Source organism: Neorhizobium sp. 05N33 (assembly GCF_056397445.1).
On the sequence record NZ_JBFTNK010000002.1, the window covers coordinates 505,518 to 521,586 of the forward strand.

Annotated in this window: 16 protein-coding genes; 7 read left to right on the forward strand and 9 right to left on the reverse strand. The window is 61.6% G+C overall.

The annotated features are described in order from the left end of the window. Position 1 precedes the first annotated feature (1 nt). A complete protein-coding gene (gene hemW, locus AC1DLT_RS06800; RefSeq protein WP_477486260.1) occupies positions 2–1,195 on the forward strand; it encodes a radical SAM family heme chaperone HemW in 1,194 nt (397 codons plus the stop codon). A gap of 11 nt (positions 1,196–1,206) precedes the next feature. On the opposite strand, the gene AC1DLT_RS06805 is transcribed toward hemW, so the two are convergent. The 6 genes from AC1DLT_RS06805 to mutM form a co-directional block, all read right to left on the reverse strand. Then, positions 1,207–1,800 (reverse strand): class I SAM-dependent methyltransferase, encoded by a 594-nt coding sequence (locus AC1DLT_RS06805; protein ID WP_477486261.1) that lies wholly within the window; start codon positions 1,798–1,800, stop codon positions 1,207–1,209. A gap of 9 nt (positions 1,801–1,809) precedes the next feature. Further along, positions 1,810–2,394: a LysE family translocator gene (locus tag AC1DLT_RS06810; protein WP_244447463.1), complete on the reverse strand. Its 585-nt coding sequence runs from the start codon at positions 2,392–2,394 to the stop codon at positions 1,810–1,812. Between the two features lie 38 nt (positions 2,395–2,432). Continuing rightward, positions 2,433–3,998, reverse strand: coding sequence for a chromosomal replication initiator protein DnaA (dnaA, locus tag AC1DLT_RS06815; protein ID WP_151040492.1), 1,566 nt, complete (start codon positions 3,996–3,998; stop codon positions 2,433–2,435). Positions 3,999–4,857: 859 nt separating this feature from the next. Further along, on the reverse strand, positions 4,858–5,124 hold the full coding sequence (gene rpsT, locus AC1DLT_RS06820) for a 30S ribosomal protein S20 (protein WP_038548594.1): 267 nt from the start codon (positions 5,122–5,124) through the stop codon (positions 4,858–4,860). Positions 5,125–5,315: 191 nt separating this feature from the next. Further along, on the reverse strand, positions 5,316–6,089 hold the full coding sequence (locus tag AC1DLT_RS06825) for an enoyl-CoA hydratase (protein ID WP_477486262.1): 774 nt from the start codon (positions 6,087–6,089) through the stop codon (positions 5,316–5,318). A gap of 38 nt (positions 6,090–6,127) precedes the next feature. Further along, the gene (gene mutM / locus AC1DLT_RS06830; protein WP_477486263.1) at positions 6,128–7,006 is read right to left on the reverse strand and encodes a bifunctional DNA-formamidopyrimidine glycosylase/DNA-(apurinic or apyrimidinic site) lyase; all 879 of its coding nucleotides are present in this window, start codon (positions 7,004–7,006) and stop codon (positions 6,128–6,130) included. Between the two features lie 151 nt (positions 7,007–7,157). Between mutM and ubiE the strand changes: the two genes are divergently transcribed. From ubiE to AC1DLT_RS06850, 4 genes are all read left to right on the forward strand, one after another. Further along, the gene (gene ubiE / locus AC1DLT_RS06835) at positions 7,158–7,934 is read left to right on the forward strand and encodes a bifunctional demethylmenaquinone methyltransferase/2-methoxy-6-polyprenyl-1,4-benzoquinol methylase UbiE (RefSeq protein WP_046627918.1); all 777 of its coding nucleotides are present in this window, start codon (positions 7,158–7,160) and stop codon (positions 7,932–7,934) included. 4 nt (positions 7,935–7,938) lie between these two features. Next, positions 7,939–9,501: a 2-polyprenylphenol 6-hydroxylase gene (ubiB, locus tag AC1DLT_RS06840; protein WP_038548582.1), complete on the forward strand. Its 1,563-nt coding sequence runs from the start codon at positions 7,939–7,941 to the stop codon at positions 9,499–9,501. Between the two features lie 148 nt (positions 9,502–9,649). After that, entirely contained in the window at positions 9,650–10,987 is a 1,338-nt protein-coding gene (locus AC1DLT_RS06845; RefSeq protein ID WP_477486264.1) for a hypothetical protein, read from the forward strand. Next, positions 10,974–11,750 (forward strand): COG3904 family protein, encoded by a 777-nt coding sequence (locus AC1DLT_RS06850; RefSeq protein ID WP_477486265.1) that lies wholly within the window; start codon positions 10,974–10,976, stop codon positions 11,748–11,750. The genes AC1DLT_RS06845 and AC1DLT_RS06850 overlap by 14 nt, the downstream gene beginning before the upstream one ends. A 26-nt stretch (positions 11,751–11,776) precedes the next feature. Here AC1DLT_RS06850 and AC1DLT_RS06855 read toward each other — a convergent pair whose 3' ends face one another. Next, complete coding sequence (locus tag AC1DLT_RS06855; protein WP_477486266.1) at positions 11,777–12,337, reverse strand: glyoxalase superfamily protein; 561 nt, start codon at positions 12,335–12,337, stop codon at positions 11,777–11,779. Positions 12,338–12,559: 222 nt separating this feature from the next. Then, positions 12,560–12,919 (reverse strand): hypothetical protein, encoded by a 360-nt coding sequence (locus AC1DLT_RS06860; RefSeq protein WP_477486267.1) that lies wholly within the window; start codon positions 12,917–12,919, stop codon positions 12,560–12,562. 128 nt (positions 12,920–13,047) lie between these two features. On the opposite strand from AC1DLT_RS06860, the gene coaBC reads away from it, so the two are divergent. Further along, entirely contained in the window at positions 13,048–14,253 is a 1,206-nt protein-coding gene (gene coaBC / locus AC1DLT_RS06865; RefSeq protein ID WP_477486268.1) for a bifunctional phosphopantothenoylcysteine decarboxylase/phosphopantothenate--cysteine ligase CoaBC, read from the forward strand. A gap of 3 nt (positions 14,254–14,256) precedes the next feature. On the opposite strand, the gene AC1DLT_RS06870 is transcribed toward coaBC, so the two are convergent. Beyond that, positions 14,257–15,051, reverse strand: coding sequence for a class II glutamine amidotransferase (locus tag AC1DLT_RS06870; RefSeq protein WP_038548565.1), 795 nt, complete (start codon positions 15,049–15,051; stop codon positions 14,257–14,259). Between the two features lie 194 nt (positions 15,052–15,245). On the opposite strand from AC1DLT_RS06870, the gene otsB reads away from it, so the two are divergent. Beyond that, positions 15,246–16,061, forward strand: coding sequence for a trehalose-phosphatase (gene otsB, locus AC1DLT_RS06875; RefSeq protein ID WP_477486269.1), 816 nt, complete (start codon positions 15,246–15,248; stop codon positions 16,059–16,061). Positions 16,062–16,069: the final 8 nt, after the last annotated feature.

Sequence of the window (16,069 nt, forward strand, 5' to 3'; positions counted from 1 at the left end):
TTTGAACTCGGCCGCTCCTCTTCTGCGCGACACCCTTCTGCCCGATACCGGCGAGCCGGGCTTTGGCGTCTATGTGCATTGGCCATTCTGTGCGGCCAAGTGCCCCTATTGCGACTTCAACAGCCATGTGCGCCATCAGCCCGTGGACCAGCCGCGTTTCACCGCCGCCTTCCTGAAGGAGATGGAAGTGATGCGGCGGATGAGCGGGCCGAAAACCGTCACCAGTATTTTCCTCGGCGGCGGCACGCCGTCTCTGATGGACCCCACCACGGTCTCGGCGATCCTCGACGGCATTGCCAGGCATTGGCATGTGCCCGACGGCATCGAGATCACCATGGAGGCCAACCCTTCCAGCGTCGAGGCGACCCGCTTCCGCGGCTATCGCGCTGCCGGGGTCAACCGCGTCTCGCTCGGCGTACAGGCGCTCAACGATCCGGACCTCAAATTCCTCGGTCGGCTGCATGACGTTGCCGATGCGCTGAAGGCCATCAAACTGGCGCGGGAGATCTTTCCGCGCATGTCCTTCGATCTCATCTATGCCCGGCCGAAACAGACGGTCGAGGCCTGGGAAGCGGAGCTGAAGGAAGCGGTTTCCTACGCGGTCGACCATTTGTCGCTCTACCAGCTCACCATCGAGGAAGGCACGCCCTTCTATGGCCTGCACAAGGCCGGCAAGCTGATCGTGCCGGATGACGACCAATCCGCAGCGCTCTACGAGGCGACGCAGGAAATTACCGAGCGGTTCGGCATGCCGGCCTACGAGGTTTCCAATCACGCCCGCCCCGGTGCTGAAAGCCGCCACAACCTGACCTATTGGCGCTATGGCGAGTATGCCGGCATCGGACCCGGCGCCCACGGTCGGCTGATGCGTGGCAGAAACAAGATCGCCACCTCCACCGAACGGCGTCCTGAAACCTGGCTGGAACAGGTGGAGCGTGTCGGGCACGGCATGCTGGACGAAGAAATCCTCGGCTTCGAGGAACAGGCCGACGAATTGCTGCTGATGGGCCTGCGGCTGCGGGAAGGCGTCGATCTCGCCCGCTGGCAGCAGCTTTCCGGCCGGGACCCGGACCCGATCCGCGAGGAGCGGCTGCTGGAATATGGCTTCATCGAGCGGATCGGCAACTCGCGGCTGCGCTGCACGCCGTCCGGTATGCTGATCCTTGACGCTGTCGTGGCCGATCTCGCCTGCTGAAAACCCGGCGCTTAAGCTTTTACCGCCAGAACATGCAGCCAGTCGGTCGGCTTCCTGTCGTAGCCGCTGCCCTGTACCTCATCGATATCGACGGATGTCCAGGCGAAAGCCCCGTAGGCCGCACTTAGCCAGGCCTTGGACGGGTAATTGTAATAACGCCCGAGGCCGTCATGCCCCTCGGCTTCGCCAGCCTTGAAACTCGCATAGAAGACGCCGCCGGGGCGCAAGGCCTCGTGGATGCGGCCGAGGATGCCGCCGAGTTCCGCCCGTGGTGCATGCAGCAGGCAGGCATTGGCCCATATGCCATCGAAAGCCGAGACCGCGTCGATATCCCCGAAACGGAGCACGCTAACCGGCCTGCCCAGATGTTTGGCGGCTTCCTGCGCCATCTCCGGCGTGCCATCGGTGGGCGTGACGTCGAAACCCCGCGCGATCATGGCCGCGCTATCCCGCCCGCTGCCGCAGCCGAGTTCGAGGATGGCAGCGCCAGGCACAAGTTTCGACAGGAAGCTATCGAGGCGGCGTGTATTTGGTGCGGAGCTCTCCGCGTAAGCCACCGCGTTTTCGCTGTAGAAGCTCGCCGTCGGATCCTTTTCCATGGCCATTCGTGATCCTCAGCGCTGCGACATCAGCAGCTTGGTGCCAAAGCCGACAAAAACCATGCCGACGCCCAGATCGATCTTCTTCTTTGCCTTCAGATAGGCTGCGGCCACCGTCCGGTGAGTGATCAGCGCGACGAGAAAAGAATAATAGATGGTCGAAACGGTGACCATGACCGCGATCGCCGCCAAGCCATAGAGGAAGGGCGTTCCGACCGGCATGGTCGCGGCAAAAAGGCTGGCAACGAACAGCGCCGATTTCGGATTGGCAAGATTAGTCACCAGGCCCATGCGATAGGCGGTCTTGAGCGGCACGTCGATACGCGCCGCCGCTATATCAGCCGACTGGCGCGACTTTCGCGCATCCAGGAATATCTTCAATCCGAGCCAGACAAGATAAAGTCCGCCGACGATCTTCAACGCCACATAGGCGAAAGGTGCCGCCTGGAAGAGGACGTTGATCCCCAGCCACCCGGCAAGACCCCAGCAGAACGTGCCTGTAATGGTCCCCATTGCCGCGAGAATCGGCACGCGACGCGGCGCGGTCAGCGCATAACGCATGACCAGAAGCGTGTTGGGCCCTGGCGTTATGCACGCCACGGCCCAGATCATTGCAACAGAAAGCAGAAACATGGATTTTAAGCGTTGTTCTCGTTGATCAGCCGTTTCAGCAGTTCTACCTCGTGGCTGAGCTTCGTGTCACCCGAAATCAGCTCCTCGATCTTGCGGACGGCATGCAGGACGGTCGTGTGGTCCCTGCCGCCGAAACGACGCCCGATCTCCGGGAAGGAGCGCGGCGTCAGCGTCTTCGACAGATACATGGCGATCTGGCGCGGCTTGACGATGACGCGGGTGCGGCGGTTCGAGACCAGTTCCTGGCGCGACACATTATAATGGCGGGCGACGATGCGCTGGATGTCCTCGATGCGGACGCGCTTGGCCTCGCCGGCACCCACCAAATGGGCGAGCAGTTCATCGACACGCTCGATCGAAAGGGAGGGCTCGAAGGAACGGCGGAACAGGAGCTGATTGAACGCGCCTTCCAGTTCGCGACCGCTGGCGGTGACATTTCTCGCCACGTGGCTGAGGATTTCCGCCGGGATATCCAGCGACGGATCGTCCTGGCGGGCAGTCGCCAGGCGGCCCTTGATCATTTCGAGACGCATCTCGTAATCCGGCGCTTCGACTTCGATCGCCACACCACCCTGCAGACGTGAACGAACGCGCGGATCGAGCGATTCCAGCTCCCAGGGCGCACGGTCGGCGGCAACCACCACCTGCTTGGCGCTGTCGAGCAGCATGTTCAGGAGATGGCAGAACTCGTTCTGGATCATCTTGCCCTGCAGGAACTGCATGTCGTCGATGATCAGCAGATCGATATTGCGAAGCGAGTCCTTTAGCGTCAGTGCATCATTGTCACGGATCGCGGTCGCGAAACGCCACATGAAATATTCCGCCGTCAGGTAGACGACCCGCGGCATGCGCTCGCTGCCGACCGCCGCATTGGCGATCGCCTGCAGAAGATGCGTCTTGCCAAGGCCGACGCCGGAATGAATGAACAGCGGATTGAAACGGACCGCGCTGGCGCCAGCTTCGGCGATCGTCTTGGCGGCAGCAAGCGCTACCCGGTTCGACGGACCTTCCACGAACGTATCAAAGGTAAAGCGGCTATCGAGCGGTGAGCCGAACAGCGGGCCTGGAACGTGGGCCGAACGGGCAGGAGAAGCCGACGGCGACGGGAAAGCGGCAATCTTGCCGATCTCGCGGGGAGCCTGAGAGCGCGGGAAGGAGGTTGCGACGACGGGCTCCGGCGCAAGAGTGCGCTCTTCACCTGCCACAAGTACCTTGGTGTTGCGGCTTGCGCTGCGCACCAGGATTTCCACCTTCAGGATCTCCGCGTCTTCCGCCTGGAATATGGTGGTGATCTGATCGAGGTAGCGATTGTTGATCCAGGATTTCAGAAAAGTGGTCGGAACCGTGAGCCGAACAACGCTCTTCGAAACGGAATGCAGCTTCAGGCGTCCGAACCAGCTCGCATAAACATCCTGGCCGACCTGTGCCTTCAAACGCGTGCTAAACCGCTCAAAAAGAGCATTATGCTTCATCTCCGTCGTTTCCCCTGCCGCCTGGGAGCAACTTGAATCAAATCCTTGCCGTGCGTGGTCCCCATTACCTGCACGGGCCGATATAGTATTCATATGCATAATTCGCCGCCTTCCAAATCTAGTAGCCTGGCGGTTCTCGTTAACGCCGCCAGAACAAACATCGTTTCAAGGCATAGCAAAACCATTCCCAATCATTGAGAACCGTCGCCGCCCGTCCCCTTTTTTTAAAACTCTCTCTCGTCCTCGCAGCCGATCAAAAGTCCCGCCCAGCCCGCCTCGTGAACGGTCTGCGCTTGCAGGAGCCACCCCACATATACGAACGCTCTCATCCTCATCATGAGCCGTCCGAACTCTTCCACCTCCTTGGTCCGGATACAGGACCCGGATTCGCATTGACAAAGACCGACCGCTTCCGGAAATGCCAATTTCCGGACCACAACCGATGGTTATCAGGAAAACGGGAGAATTTATCCCCGTTGCAAAGGGCAAAAGTCTGCTTCCCGTCCTTCACTTTGACGGTTATCGGCAGCCTCTGAAGTAATCCCCGCGCCCCTTGCTGAAGGGCATTTAGGCAGGATCAAATGCCAAGATCAATGATGAATTTTACGCAAAATTAAGAGCCGGGCGTTGACTCCGCGAGCGTGATTTGAATGTCACAGAGGCATTCATGGAGAATCGCTGTTGAATCAATGGGATTCAAAAAGGACATACATTCTGAACGATTGTTCACAGAAAAAATAAAAATGTTCTTGACTCGATCCGAGGGCATTTGATGGCCCCCAAAGTCACCTACAGACTCATAGACCTCCAGTAAGCATTTGATATTTAAGTCTATTTTCTGTCACGCCGATGACACGAAATTGTTAATGAGCCGGATAAATATAAGGAGGCCTGAGAGAATCACAAAAAGCCCAGTCGGAACGACCAGGCTTCATTATGATACAGTTTGTGAAATTAATTAGGCCGAAAGGGCCTTCACACGTGCAGCAAGACGGGACACCTTGCGGGATGCCGTGTTGCTGTGAAGCACGCCCTTGGTGGCGGCGCGCTGGATTTCCGGCTGGGCAGCCTTGAGGGCTTCGGCAGCAACGGCCACATCGCCGGAAGCGATGGCTTCCTCGACTTTACGGATGAAGCCGCGAACGCGCGAGCGGCGGGACTTGTTGACTGCAGTACGGCGAGCGATCTTGCGGGTCGCTTTTTTCGCCGAAGTTGTATTGGCCATTTCATGCCTCTCTACGAATTCGAACCAAACTCCGCCGTTGCCGCGCCGGTCCTTGCGACCATCAATCCAGCAATTCGGGAGCAATAGAGGAAGCCATGATCAGGCTTTCCCAACTGTGGGCGGGCATATAACCGGAATACCCGCCCCAGTCAACGCGCATTTTGGTGGATGACCATCCGCTGTTGCACGATTTATCGGTTGGAGAACTGCGGCTTGCGCTTTTCCACGAAGGCCGCCATGCCTTCCTTCTGGTCGGCGGTCGCAAACAAGGAATGGAAAAGCCGCCGTTCGAAACGCAGCCCTTCGGCAAGCGTGCCCTCGAAGGAACGGTTGACGGCCTCCTTTGCCATCAGCACCGCGGCGCGCGGGAAGGAGGCGATCTTTGCGGCCGCCTCGACTGCCTCGTCGATCAACCGCTCCGGCGAAACGATGCGCGACACGAGCCCTGCCCGCTCCGCTTCCGCCACGTCCATCATCCGGCCGGTCATCACCATGTCCATCGCCTTCGCCTTGCCGACCGCTCGGGTCAGTCGCTGCGAACCGCCCATGCCGGGAATGACGCCGAGCGTGATCTCCGGCTGGCCAAACTTCGCGGTTTCCGAGGCGATGATGAAATCGCACATCATGGCGAGCTCACAGCCACCGCCGAGCGCGAAACCGGAAACGGCGGCAATCATCGGCTTTCGGGACGCGGCAATTGCCTCCCAGCCGGAGATGAAGTCGTTCACATACGCTTCGACGAAATCGATGCCCTGCATTTCCTTGATATCGGCGCCGGCGGCAAAGGCCTTTTCCGAGCCGGTGAGCACGATCGCACCGATCGCCTCGTCCTTGCCGAATGCGGAAAGCGCTTCGTTCAATTCGGCCATGACGGTCGAATTGAGCGCGTTCAGCGCGTTCGGACGATTGAGGGTGATGAGCGCGACGGCGCCCCGGGTTTCGGTCAGCAGGGTTTCATAGCTCATCGAATGTCTCCTCTTAGCTCTTCTGCTTTTGGCAGCGGTTATTTCTGGCAGACGGGGCAATAAAATGTGGAGCGGCCCGCCTGGGTGATGCGTGCGACGGTACCGCCGCAGCCCGGCGTGCGGCAAGCGCCGCCTTCCCGGTCGTAGACGGCGAAGGAGTGCTGGAAATAACCGAGAGAGCCATCCGTCTGGATATGGTCCCGCAGCGACGAACCTCCGGCGGCGATCGCATCGGCGATGACGTCGCGGATCGACTGGTTGAGGAGGACCAGCTCCTTGTTCGGCCTGCCGGTCTTGGTCACGACACTGCCGGCCGCGCGTTTCGGCGACAGATGCGCGCGCCACAGCGCCTCGCAGACATAGATATTGCCGAGGCCGGCGATCACCGTCTGGTCGAGGAGCGCGCCCTTGAGCGGCTGGCTCTTGCCCGCCAACCTGCCCGCCAGATAGTCCGCATCGAGCGCATTGCCGGTCGGCTCCGGCCCGAGCTCGGCAAAGGCCGGGTAAAGATCGAGCTCGCTGCGCTTCCACAGCTGCATGAAGCCGAAGCGGCGCGGGTCATTATAGATGACGCGCAGCAGGCCTTCATTCTGTCTCAGATGGAAGACGACATGATCGTGTTTCTGATCTTTCGAACGCGGATGGTGGAACTCGGCGAGCGCATCGTTCTCGATCCGAAACGATCCCGACATGCCGAGATGGCTGATCACGGTGAGATCGTCCTCCAGGTCGATCAGCAGGTATTTGGCGCGCCTGCCGAGCGAGACGATTCGGCGTTCGTTGACGGCATTGGCGAAATTCTCCGGAAGCGGAAAGCGCAGGTCCGGACGGTTGAGCTCCAGCCTGGCGATCACCGCACCTTCCATTGCCGGGGCGAGACCGCGCCGGACGGTTTCCACCTCTGGCAATTCGGGCATGATCGACTAACTTCCTGTTTCAACGACATCGCGCCTAGTCTATAGACCGGACCGGATGTCGCACCCATGTAATGACACGCGCCACAGATAGCGTGGGATGAGCGATTTCGCTATGGTCGCCGACCAGAAGAGAGACGTTAGGAGTTCACCGATGACTGAAGCTCGTACCAGCGCCGACGGCGGGATGGAAACGTCCTATGGCTTCCGCAAGGTCGCCGACGGCGAGAAGCAGGGTCTCGTCAACGACGTCTTCCATAAGGTCGCCAAACGCTACGACGTGATGAACGACGTGATGTCGGCCGGCATGCACCGTGTCTGGAAGGATGCGCTGATCGCCTCGCTCAATCCGAGAAAGGACGTCGGCTATAAAACCCTGGACGTGGCAGGCGGCACGGGCGATATCGCTTTCCGCATCGTCGAGGCTTCCGACCGCAAGGCGCATGTGACCGTGCTCGACATCAACGGCTCGATGCTGGCTGTCGGGGCCGAGCGCGCTGAGAAGAAACGTCTTTCCGAAAACCTCGCCTTCGTCGAGGCCAACGCTGAGTCCCTGCCCTTCGAGGCTAACTCCTTCGACGCCTACACGATCGCCTTCGGCATCCGCAACGTGCCGCATATCGACGTGGCTCTGAAGGAGGCCTATCGCGTGCTGAAGCGCGGCGGACGGCTGCTGGTGCTGGAATTTTCAGAAGTCGAGATGCCGCTTCTCGAGCGCTTTTACGAGGAATGGTCGTTCAAGGCGATCCCGCGCTTCGGAAAGATGATCACCGGCGAGGCGGAGCCCTATCAATATCTGGTGGAATCGATCCGGAAATTTCCGAACCAGGAGAATTTCGCAGCGATGATCCGCAATGCGGGTTTTTCGCGCGTCACCTACACCAATTATACCGGCGGCATCGCGGCGCTGCATTCCGGCTGGAAACTCTGAACGCATGAGCACGATCGGCGCTTATTTCCGGCTTGCCCGCGTCGGCTGGGTTCTGGTGCGCGAGGGCGTGGTATCGGCACTGCCGACCCAGGACATGCCGCCCTCCGTCGGCCTCATCAAGGCTCTGGTGGAGCCCTTGGCGCGGTTCCGCTCCAAAACGCAGGCGCGCAGCGAGCGGCTGACCCGCGCCGTCGACCGGCTGGGGCCTTCCTATGTCAAGATCGGCCAGTTCCTGGCGACCCGTCCGGATGTCGTCGGTGTCGACTGGGCCGTCGATCTCGCCATGCTGCAGGACCGGATGGCCTTCTTCCCGACCGCGATTGCGAAGGCGGCGGTCGAGGCATCGCTCGGCCGAACAATCGGCGATCTCTATTCTTCCTTCGACGAGCCGATCGCCGCGGCCTCGATCGCCCAGGTCCATCCCGGCGTCGTCAATGACAGGAAAGTGGCCATCAAGGTGGTGCGCCCGGGCGTGCGCCAGCGCTTCGCCCATGACATCGAAAGCATGTATCTCCTGGCGCGCATGCAGGAACGCTTCATGCGCTCCAGCCGGCGCTTAAGGCCCATCGAGGTGACGCGGACGCTCGAACAGACCACCAAGGTGGAAATGGACCTGCGCCTGGAGGCCGCGGCGCTTTCGGAGATTGCCGAGAATACCAAGGAGGATCCCGGGTTCCGAGTGCCGTTGGTCGACTGGGAACGCACCGGCCGCGACGTTATCACCATGGAATGGATCGACGGCGTCAAGATGTCGGATGTTGCGGCTCTTCGCGCCGCCGGCCACAATCTCGAAAAGCTCGCCGAGGTGCTGATCCAGTCCTTCCTGCGCCACACGCTGCGGGACGGCTTTTTCCATGCGGACATGCATCCCGGCAATCTGTTCGTCGACACCGCCGGCACGGTCGTCGCCGTCGACATGGGCATTGTCGGGCGATTGGGCAAAAAAGAGCGTCGCTTCCTCGCCGAAATCCTCTACGGCTTCATCACCCGCGACTATCTGCGCGTCGCGGAAGTGCATTTCGAAGCGGGCTATGTACCCGCCCATCACGACGTGGCGAGCTTCGCCCAGGCGATCCGCGCAATCGGCGAACCGATCCACGGCCAGCCGGCCGAAACGATCTCGATGGCGCGGCTCCTGGCGCTGCTCTTCGAAGTGACCGACCTGTTCGAGATGCAGACCCGTACCGAACTGATCCTGCTGCAGAAGACCATGGTGGTGGTCGAAGGCGTGTCGCGCATGCTCGATCCGCGCTTTAACATGTGGAAGGCTTCAGAACCGGTCGTCGGCCAATGGATCCGCGACAATCTCGGGCCGAAACGCATCGTCTCGGACCTGCGCGACGGGGTGAAAGCCGCCGTCAAGCTCGCCGAAGCCCTGCCGGAGATCGCCGCCAAGACGGAGACGCTACACCAAGAACTCGTCTATATGAGCGAGCACGGCCTGCGCTTCGATCCTGAGACCACAGAGGCCATCGGCAAGTCGGAAGCGCGACACAATCGTTCGGGACGCGTCGCGCTGTGGATCATCGCGCTGTCGCTGCTTTATATTGCCTTCACGCTCAGCTGAGCTTTGCCGGGCCACGTAGTGATGCAAAAACCCTGCTCCACAAGGGTTTTCGCCATAGTGCAACTCCAAAGCGGCCTTTATTCCGCCGAGTTCTCATCCTCTGTTAAGGAATACATTCCTTTTGGAATTCGCCTTTCGGAGACAGTTCATGGCGCTAGGCGCAACTCAACGCTTGCATGACGGCGTCGCGGCCGTCGAGACGATGACCCGTTTCGCGCTTGCCGTCCTGGCGCTCGCCTCCGGCGTCTACACCTATCTCGGGGCACGCAGCATTCTCGACGGGTCGCCGACGGCCGTATTCTTTGCAGCGGTCATCTACTCCGCCTCGGTCTCGGTCGGCATCTATGCCTTCTGGTCCTATATGGCCCGGTTCTACCCGCATGTGACGAGCCGTGGCGGCCGCACCGCCATGCTCGGCGTCATGGCGGTGGGTGCTGCGATGATCCTTGCCATGTCGAGCTGGCTGAATGCGGCGGCGCTTGCCGGTTCCGCAGCCGTGGAGCAGCATCTTTCCGAGACGGTCGAGGACTATACCGCGGATCTCGACCGCGCCCACCAGAACGCACTCGCGGCCCAAAGCCTGCTGCCGGATATCCAGCGCGCGTCCGAACGTTTCGCCCAGCTTGCGGGCGTCGAGCGCCAGTCCGGTTCGCTCACCGGCACGACCGGATCGGGCAGCGTCGTGCAGCTTCTCAGCCAGATGTCGGCGCAGATGAAGTCGCTTTCAGCCAACATCAATGCCTCGCGCGAACAGGTGGACGACCTCTTCGCCCAAGGCCAGAAACGGCTTGAGACGATGCGTTCGCTGGTTTCCGCGCCGGGCACGATCGAGCCGCGTGCCGACCAGTTTTCGACCGAAGCCGTGGCACTGACCGGCGTCATCACCTCGCTTGCCCAGACCTCGATCGCACCATCGATCCGCCGCGCGGCTGGCGACCTGTCGCTCGGCTTCATTGCGCCGGTCCCGGATGGCGGCGCTGCCGATCTCGTCAACCGACAGAACCAGGTAATGGACACGGTGCGTACCTCGGTCACGGCGCAATCCAAGGCGCTCGCCAAGGCTGCCGACGAAATCCTCGCCCGGCCGCCCGTGCAGGAGCGTCGTTTCGTGCCACTCTCCTCCGCCGAAGCCGTGCTGAGTTATGCGCAGGACTTCATTCCCGCCTGGGCCGGCGCTATTTCCATCGACCTGCTGCCTGGTGTGATGGTGTTCATCCTGGCCGTCGTGCATGGCGCTATCCGCCGCCAGGAAGAAAACCTACCCTTCGCGGAACGGATCACGGCGGCCGAACTTCTCAGGGCGCTGGAGGTGCAGCGCGCCGTTACCGCCAGCGGCGTCACCATCGAACAGGCCGTTTCCAAAACAGACGCGAAGAGCGAAACACCAACGTCAAATCCGGAATTGTCGCCGGAGACCGAGCCGAACAATATCACCGCCATCGACCTCAAGTCGCGCAGCCGGGACCGGACGCATGAGGATCGGTGAGGCGATCAGCAAACTCGACGAAGGCGTGCTGATGCGCGCCGCCTTCTACATGCTGCTCTCGGCCGCGGCGGTGTTCCTCGTCGTCGATATTCGCGACATGACGGTGATGAACGCCGCCTTGCCCGGCTTCGATCCGATGCACGAGGACCAGCCCGTGCTGCCGCCGGCGCTGACCGAAGGCGTGCCCGCAGCACCGCCGGTGCAGCCCGCCAGCCCCAAGGAAGTGCTGCGCAAGCCGATCACCTTCGAGCTCACCACAGGCGGCCTGCTGCTCGCCGAAGGGACGATCGACCGGGGCGCCGCCGCCCGCTTCTCAAAGGAGATCGAGACCCGCGGGGAATATGTGAAGACGGTGACGCTCAACTCCCCCGGCGGCTCGGTTGACGATGCCCTCGCCATGTCGAAGCTGATCCGCGACAGGAAGCTCGACACGAAGGTCGCGTCAAAAGCGCTCTGCGCCTCTTCCTGCCCGATCGTATTTGCCGGCGGCGTCGGGCGTTTGGCGGAAAAGGATGCCGTGATCGGCGTGCACCAGGTGTTCAACGGAGCCAAGGACCGGCCGTCGGCGGAACAGGCGATGTCCGCCGCGCAGACGACCACGGCGCGGGTCGCCCGGCATCTCGACCAGATGGGCATCGGTGCGGGGCTCTGGATCCATGCGCTCGAAACGCCGCCGGACCGGCTCTATTACCTGACACCGAAGGAAATGACGGATTTCAAGCTGACGACCGAGCCGCTCGCGACGGCGAGGAAGAAGAGTTAGCGCCCGTTGTGCCTTGAGGGGCCGGGTCAGCCCTGCGGCTTGATCTCCCGCTCGCAGAAGGTGATGCGGTTGCTGAACGGGTCGGTGACCGTCACTTCCAGGCCCCAATCCGCCTGTTCGAGCCCTGGCTTCATGTACTGATAGTTCCTGCCGATCAGTTCCTGCTGAAAGGCGCGCGCACCCGTCATCGGCACGAAGACCCTGGCTCCCGGTGACGCGTCGCCCGCATGTTCGGAGAGGTGCATCAGCATGCCGCTTCGCGAGATCTGGCAATAAAGCGGGAAGTTTTCGCCGAAGCGATGCTCCCAGTCCACGGTAAAGCCTAAGAAATCGCGGTAGAATTCCATCGCCTTGTCGACGGAGAATATCCGGAAGATCGGGATCGCCGGCTGGATCGACACCGCATCCGGCTTCCTCTGCTGCGGCTCTGACGCGTCGATCTTTGCAGCAAGGATATTCCAGTTGTCGTAGCCGAACTGCGTCGCAACCAGTTCCAGGGCCTGGCTATGCGTCAGCTCGACCTTACGTTCGGCAAGCGCCTCGCGCAGGCTTTTCGCCATCAGTTTTGCATCGCGGAAATCGCGCATCTCATCATCCTTTCAACGGACGAACGAAAGCCTTTTGGGCTCATCAATCAGCGCCCGCATTGCTGATCCGTTCGTCATCGCTGGCCGGATTGGCAAAGGATGAGAGGCGGTGGATGCGTTCACCTTAGCGCTTGAGGCGCCGCGGGCGGCTGGCCGCATCCGGCCGCAAACAGGAGTAATGCAGTCCAGAATCTAGCGCAAGATGTCCAAACCGCCTTCGCGTCAGTGCGTGACCCGTTCCGGGAAAATCCGGCCCTCCTTCGCCTTTGCGCTTGCCTTGAAGAGAGAGCGCGTCGGGCTGGTGACGACGTCGATCGCTGCTGCAGTTGCGCTCTCGATCGCCTCGCCTGCCACACTTGCGGCAAGGGCGCGTCTGCGGCCGCTTATCTTGCCGGGCTTGCGGACATCGGCCCGCTCGTCGGTCAGGACGGCGGCGGCGGCATTGGCGCCTGCGACGAGGGCTCTCGCCAGCATGTGCCGACCGGTGCGGCTTGCCAGCATGTTGCGCAGCAGTGACGACTTGCGCACGGATTTCGGCACCTTGAACCCCGCGACCTTCTTCGGAACGATCTTCTTTTTCATGACGGCTCTCCTTTGCCGTTGAACTCCCATCGGCTGCAACTGTTCCGTGACGCCGTCAAATGGGGAAGGCAATTGCAACTTGGCGACCGAAAGCTTAGCTTCCGGCCATTCTGGTATCGGGTAACGGCATGGAACTCTCCGGCAAGCATATTCTTCTGATCATCTCCGGCGGCATCGCGGCTTATAAAAGCCTCGATCTCATCCGTCGGCTTCGCGAGCGGGGCGCATCGGTTCGTCCGATCATGACCAAGGCGGCCCAGGAATTTATCACACCGCTCGCGGTCGGCGCGTTATCCGCCAACCACGTCTATATCGATCTGTTTTCCCGAGAGGACGAGCAGGATGTCGGCCATATCAGGCTCGCCCGCGACAACGACCTCGTGATCGTCGCGCCCGCCAGCGCCGACCTGATGGCCAAGATGGCGCATGGCCTGGCGGACGATCTGGCGAGCGCCGTGCTGCTTGCCACCGACCGCCCGGTCCTGGTCGCACCCGCCATGAACCCGAAGATGTGGGCAGCGCCCGCGACCAGGCGCAATGTTGAAACGCTGAAGGCTGATGGTATCCATTTCATAGGCCCGATGGCGGGCGAGATGGCGGAAAGCAACGAGGCGGGCACCGGCCGCATGGCCGAGCCGCTGGAAATCGTCGTGGCAGCGGTCAAACTGCTGGACGGCGCACCGAAGCCGCTGACCGGCAAAAAGGCGATCGTCACATCCGGCCCGACGCACGAGCCGATCGACCCGGTGCGTTATATCGCCAACCGCTCCTCCGGCCGCCAGGGCCATGCGATCGCCGCGGCACTCGCAAAGCTCGGCGCGGATGTGACACTCGTCTCCGGACCGGTCACCATACCTGATCCTGTCGGCGTGAAGACCGTACATGTGGAACGCGCCGAGGAAATGCTGGAAGCGGTGATTTCCCGGCTGCCAGCCGATATCGCGGTCATGGTCGCGGCCGTTGCCGACTGGCGCGTCGCCTCGTCGGCCGGCCAGAAGATCAAGAAGCAGCCGGGCGAGGCCCCGCCTCCCCTGTTGCTGACCGAAAACCCGGACATCCTGAAGACCGTGAGTCATCACGAAAAGCGGCCGAAGCTGGTGGTCGGCTTTGCCGCAGAGACCCAGGATGTCGAGAAGAACGGCCGCTCCAAGCTGGAGCGCAAGGGCGCCGACCTGATCGTTGCCAACGACGTGTCGCCGGAAACCGGCATCATGGGCGGCACCCGCAACCGGGTGAAGATCATCAGCGCCAAAGGCGTCGACGAATGGCCCGAGCTTGACAAGGACGAGGTGGCAGAGCGCCTTGCGGCACTGATCGCCTCGAAGCTCGGGTAGATCTCAAGCCGCTTCCGAGAGCGCCTTCGGCCGGAAGAGCGTGGCCTGCAGGCCATCGGCACCAACCACGACGGCGCTGCCGTCCGGGATTTCCACCCAGGTATCGACTTCATCGTTGAGCGGCTCGGAAACAAGGCAATAACCCGTCTTGCCGCCCATCGGTGCCGCGTAGAGCGTCGGCGGTTTATGGTCGGTAGCGTAACGCACCGCATAAAGTTCGCGGCCGTTGGAATAGGCGGCGGTGAAGCGCACCAACGCCTCGCCCGATTTTTCCAGAGACAGGTCCTCGACCGTGGCGATCGCCTTTTCCATGGCCTGGAACGGATCGGTATCCAGGCCAAATTGCAGGGCGAGCAGGAAGAGAAGCTCGGAATCGGTCGTGCCGTTGCGGGCTTCGAACAGCGCGTCCGAAAGCATGCCCTCCATATGCCGGCGGATGCGCTCGAAGCCGGAGATCTGGCCATTGTGCATGAACGACCAGTGGCCCTGGACGAAAGGGTGGCAATTGTCGCGCCGCGTCGCGCCATTGGTTGCCGCCCGCACATGGGCGAGGAAGAGCGGCGAACGGATCTGCCGCGCCAGGCTCTTCAGATTGCAATCGGACCAGGCAGGCAGGATGTCGCGGTAACGGCCCGGTTCCGGCCGGTCTCCATACCAGGCAATTCCGAAACCATCACCATTCGTCGCGGTCTTGGCGCGGGTGGCGCAATGAGACTGCTCGATCAGGGAATGCGCCGGTGAGGATACGAGTTCTTCGAGATAAAGAGGTTCGCCGCGATAGGCTGCCCAACGACACATGAGTATTTCTGCTCCGACGTTGCCGCCCGTCCGCGGCCTGAAAATCCAGGAATTTCAGGGTCTCTACAAAGGCTTAATGAAACATGAATTCAATGGTTACATGCCAGCTTCTTGCTAAAGAATGTATCACTTTTTGCGACAGAGCGTGATCTTTCGAGGTTGCCGCCGGAGTTTGGCGGCCTAGATAGAGGCTCATGTCGCGTAAAGAACAGCCGAGCCCAGCTACTGCAGAAGCGCGCCTTCCGGGGGATTCCGTTCTCGCCAGGCTGATGCTCGAACCGGAGCGATGGGCGCTGTTTCTCGATATCGACGGCACGCTGATCGAGCTTGCCGAGACCCCGGACGGGATCGTCGTACCGCTGGATCTGCCCGAGAACCTGCATCGTCTTTCCATGAGCCTCGGCGGCGCGCTGGCGCTGGTCACAGGCCGGGCTCTTCCCTATGCCGACCAGCTTTTCACCCCGTATAAATTCCCGATCGCAGGCCTGCACGGCTCGGAGCGCCGCGATCCCTCCGGGGCGATCAGCCGTGTCGAGATCGGTGCCGCGTTCGAGGATCTGAAGGCGGCTCTTGTCCGCGAAGCCCGTCAGTGGCCGGGCGTTCTGGTGGAGGACAAGGGGGCGGCCGTCGCCGCCCATTATCGCCAGGCGCCGAAGCAACGCGAAGCGGTCGAGGCGGCCATGCCCCGCTACCTCGATATGGCAGGACCCGACTTCACGCTCCAGCACGGCAAGATGGTGATGGAGATCAGGCCGGCCCAGGCGAGCAAGGGCCACGCATTGCAGGCCTTTCTCGATCAACCGCCCTTCAAGGGCCGCAAGCCGATCGCGATCGGCGACGACGTGACCGACGAGGCGATGTTCCGCACCGCCAACCAACTCGGCGGCCATTCCATCCGCATCACCGAGACGCCGGGTGACACGGAAGCCAAATCCACCCTCCCCTCGGCCGCTGCCTTGCGCGCGGCAATCAAAGCGCTCGCGAGTGGCGTCAAGCCCGACGCCGCGTGAGCTGAAAG

Bases quoted from the DNA above. Each gene is read 5' to 3' on its own strand.
- AC1DLT_RS06805 (WP_477486261.1), bottom strand. From the start codon at position 1,800: ATGGCCATGGAAAAGGATCCGACGGCGAGCTTCTACAGCGAAAACGCG.
- dnaA (WP_151040492.1), bottom strand. From the start codon at position 3,998: ATGCATATGAATACTATATCGGCCCGTGCAGGTAATGGGGACCACGCA.
- rpsT (WP_038548594.1), bottom strand. From the start codon at position 5,124: ATGGCCAATACAACTTCGGCGAAAAAAGCGACCCGCAAGATCGCTCGC.
- AC1DLT_RS06825 (WP_477486262.1), bottom strand. From the start codon at position 6,089: ATGAGCTATGAAACCCTGCTGACCGAAACCCGGGGCGCCGTCGCGCTC.
- mutM (WP_477486263.1), bottom strand. From the start codon at position 7,006: ATGCCCGAATTGCCAGAGGTGGAAACCGTCCGGCGCGGTCTCGCCCCG.
- ubiE (WP_046627918.1), top strand. From the start codon at position 7,158: ATGACTGAAGCTCGTACCAGCGCCGACGGCGGGATGGAAACGTCCTAT.
- ubiB (WP_038548582.1), top strand. From the start codon at position 7,939: ATGAGCACGATCGGCGCTTATTTCCGGCTTGCCCGCGTCGGCTGGGTT.
- AC1DLT_RS06845 (WP_477486264.1), top strand. From the start codon at position 9,650: ATGGCGCTAGGCGCAACTCAACGCTTGCATGACGGCGTCGCGGCCGTC.
- AC1DLT_RS06850 (WP_477486265.1), top strand. From the start codon at position 10,974: ATGAGGATCGGTGAGGCGATCAGCAAACTCGACGAAGGCGTGCTGATG.
- AC1DLT_RS06855 (WP_477486266.1), bottom strand. From the start codon at position 12,337: ATGCGCGATTTCCGCGATGCAAAACTGATGGCGAAAAGCCTGCGCGAG.
- AC1DLT_RS06860 (WP_477486267.1), bottom strand. From the start codon at position 12,919: ATGAAAAAGAAGATCGTTCCGAAGAAGGTCGCGGGGTTCAAGGTGCCG.
- coaBC (WP_477486268.1), top strand. From the start codon at position 13,048: ATGGAACTCTCCGGCAAGCATATTCTTCTGATCATCTCCGGCGGCATC.
- AC1DLT_RS06870 (WP_038548565.1), bottom strand. From the start codon at position 15,051: ATGTGTCGTTGGGCAGCCTATCGCGGCGAACCTCTTTATCTCGAAGAA.
- otsB (WP_477486269.1), top strand. From the start codon at position 15,246: ATGTCGCGTAAAGAACAGCCGAGCCCAGCTACTGCAGAAGCGCGCCTT.